At 60.9% G+C, this 3,579-nt stretch carries 1 protein-coding gene; it reads left to right on the forward strand.

Going from position 1 to position 3,579, the window contains the following annotated elements; translation table 11 throughout:
• Window positions 1–554 precede the first annotated feature (554 nt).
• Entirely contained in the window at window positions 555–3,359 is a 2,805-nt protein-coding gene (locus ACFWF2_RS24335) for an AAA family ATPase (RefSeq protein ID WP_379309753.1), read from the forward strand.
• The last annotated feature ends 220 nt before the right edge of the window (window positions 3,360–3,579 follow it).

Below are 3,579 nucleotides of genomic sequence, written 5' to 3' on the forward strand. Positions count from 1 at the left end.
ACCTGATGGTCCGCCACCGGCAGTTGGCGTTTCTACAGCTGGTCGACCCGGTTTGACCCGCGCCGATGCGCGAACCAAACCGAAGTCCAGGTCCGTGTGGTCGCGGAGGGTCCCGCCTGGTATGTGATCTATCTTACTATCATCCTTGGTGTGCGTACCATCTGGGGATTCGCCGATAGGCGATGTCTATGCATCGCGTCTACGGTTGCGGGCTACATCTGCCTCGGATAGCCTTGTGTTGCAACGTGATTGGTGAAAGTCGAGCGAACTTCGCGGCTCGGCGCTTCGATAATTCTCCAACTGTTCTTTCGCGTTGCGTTTCTCCGTCTGTCGTTTGTATGAAATGACTGCAATGGGGTTGCAATAGGGGGTGGAAGCGTGTAGGGGTATTCTCTTGGGGTTGATTTCCAGGTAGTTCCATACTAGTGCGGTCCATTTATTGATCCCATTGCTCAATGGGGGATGTGACGTACGTGTGGAGTTTATCTCCGTTTTCTGGGGAGCGGCAGATATGTCTCTCTGTCTGGTTTCGGTTTGAGTTTATGGGTGGGGACATGTTTTCGAATCGTGTTGCCGAACGCGGCGGGGAGCTGCGTTCTTTGACTACTATATTGGCCAAGGTGGCCGGCGGTGGGGGTGGCGAGCTCGTAGCTGTCTCCGGGGCTGGTGGAACCGGTAAATCGACACTTCTTCAGGAATTTGGCAAACTAATTCCGAGCGAGACCGACTTCCTATCGGCGACTTGTTCGCTCGACGAACAACCCATGCAGTTCGGTGTGGTCGCGCAGCTCTTGCAGAGTTCGCCGGCGGACACACGATCCGGTCGGTGGGGATCGGTGCTCGAAGTGATGTCAGAAATCGACCAAACCGACGATCGGGACGGCGTTGACAATGCTGCGATAATTCGAGTGGGCTCCGCACTTGCGGAAGTAATGCGGCAGCGGACTGTTGTCATCTCAATCGATGACAGTTGCTTCGGGGACCATTCTTCGCTCCGAATTCTTTCCTATCTTCTCCGACGCATGTCCATGTTGCGTGTACTGATCGTCGTGACGAATCCGCTGGCGTCGTCTCTGCTGCAGTCGCCCTTTCAGTCGGATCTGATGCGCCATCCCGATGTTTTCCGTATCAGACTCGGTCCGCTGACGCCGAGGGGGGTCGCTCAATCAATTTCCGGCTATGTCGGCGATCGGCGGTCGCGGGCGATCTCGGATGATGCCTACGCGGTTACCGGTGGCAATCCACTACTCGTCAGGGCGCTCGCCGAGGAGTTATGTCGGCATATCGAGGGCGAAGATGAGGTTTCCGCCGCTCGTGCGGGCGACATTTCCCGACTCGCTGCCGGTGGTCTGCTGGGCGGGGCCGTGTTGGCATGTCTCCACGGCGGCGACGATCATGTCAAGGTGACCTATGGGCTCGCTGTCCTCGGTGAGGACGCGACTCCTGAGCGAGTGGCGAGGCTGACCGGTGTCCCGACGCACGTGGCCGACGAGATCATCCAGCGGTTGACGGAGTCCGGTTTGGTCGTGAACGCGCGGTTTCGAAGTCCGCTGCTGTCGGGCTCTGTCGTCGAGCAGATGTCGGCCGAGGAACGGCGGCACTTTCATCAGGGTGTGGCGTGGCTGTTGTATGACGAAGGACAGCCACCCATCAAGATCGCGCGCCACCTCGTTGCCGCCGGTACAGCTGTCGAACCGTGGGCTTTTCAGGTGCTGAGGGATGCCGCGATCCAGGCCGCGCAGGCGGATGAGATGGAGTTCGCGCTCGAAACCCTCCACCTCGCCGGAACTGTGTGCACGGCAGAGCCGGATCGGACCGCGATCCGTCTGACCCGGGTCGCGGTCGCCAGCTGGCAAGACCCGGCAGCCACGGTTCGCTGGCTCGATCCGCTGGTTGCCGCGTTCAAGGACGGGCATCTGCCGGGAGCTGATGCGGTGCAGTTGATACACAACCTCACCTGGCACGGACGCTTGGAGGACGCCGCTGCGAGTTTGGACTTGCTTGCCACGACCCTCGACCCTGGTGATTCGCGGACCGCCGCGGCAGTGCGCCCGTTCCGGTCGTGGCTCGAGTTCGTCAGTCCCGCACTGGTCGATCCGGAGGTGAGCCGGAGGCTTTTCGAATCCCGGTCAGGATCATCGCTCGTCCTACTCGACAGGCACTCCACGGCCACGGAACTGCTGCTGGCTGTGCTCCGGGGTGGTGCGCAGGAGCAGACCATCGCAATAGCCGAGGAGATCATCGAGGGATGCTCTTTCGATGCCGAATTCATGGGGCCGTCCTGCTTTGCCCTCCTGGCGCTCGTGTATGCGGGCCGGCTGGATATTGCATTGCGTCGCTGCGATTCTCTGCTCGATATGATCGCAGCGCGGCGAGCATTCAGCTGGGAGGCGTTCTTGCTCGGTATTCGAGCCTTGATCGCCGACCACCAAGGTGATCCGATCGCGGCGGAACGGAACGCGCGAGAGGCTCTTGACCGGATTTCACGAAACGGCTGGGGCATCGGAATCGGTACGGTTCTGGCCGTTCTGGTTTCGGCCAATACGGCGATGGGGAAGACCGGCGAGGCTGCCAGATGGCTGAGTCATCCCGTACCGGAAACGCTTTTCCAGACGTTCTATGGTCTGAAATATTTGCATGCCCGGGGGGATTATCACCTCGCGGTCGGCCGTCCCGATGCCGCCCTGGCGGACTTCGTGGCCTGCGGTGACCTGATGGTTCGCTGGGGCATCGACCTGCCCGCGTGTGTTCCCTGGCGGGCTTCGGCCGCTCAGGCCTGTCTCGCCCTGGGTGATGCCAGTCGGGCGCGCGGGTACCTCGACGAGCAGAACTGTCGGCCGGGCGCGGACGTCCCCTGGGTTCGTGCGGTCTCCTTGCGTGTCGCCGCCACCACCCGACCGCTGCGAGACCGGCCCGCGTTGCTGCAGGAGGCCCTGGTCCAGCTCTCCGGCGCAGAACACAAGGTCGAGACGATTCGGGTGCTGATCGACCTGAGTCAGGTCTTTCGCGAGCTCGGCATGTCGGGTCGGGCCAGATCCACGGTGTGGAAGGCATGGAAGGCCGCGCAGGCGTCCGGTCTCGAGGCGCTCTGTAGCAGGCAGTTGCCGTCGGACTTGACAGCGCATCTGCATGTTGTCGAGGAAGTGGAAGCGGACGATGTCGTCGCCCTGACCGATTCGGAAATGGCGGTTGCTCGATTGGCGGCGCTGGAGCATACGAATCGCGAAATCGGCAGGAAGATGAGCATTACCGTGAGTACTGTCGAACAACATCTCACGCGGGTCTATCGAAAACTCGGCGTCAACGGGCGAAAGGAAATCGGTCTCGTCCTCCGGATGTATCCGGCGGACAGCGCGTAATTCCCTATAGCATCGGTTACCTGTGGGTCCGTTCCCGGTGTCGTCCGACACGGGAACGGGCCCATTTCTACGCAGCGAGTTTCGGCCGATCGGCGACAGGGGCCTATTAGGGGTTGGGATTAGGGGTGCTGCGCGCCTATCTTTCGATTATTCGCGGTTTTGGTGGAGCTGAGTCTCGTCGAAATGCGCAGTGCCAGTAGCAATGGAAAAGGGGCCTCCG

This window comes from Nocardia sp. NPDC060259 (assembly GCF_042728775.1).
GTDB lineage: Bacteria > Actinomycetota > Actinomycetes > Mycobacteriales > Mycobacteriaceae > Nocardia.

Coding starts and splice junctions, on each gene's coding strand:
- ACFWF2_RS24335 (WP_379309753.1), top strand. CDS start 555: ATGTTTTCGAATCGTGTTGCCGAACGCGGCGGGGAGCTGCGTTCTTTG.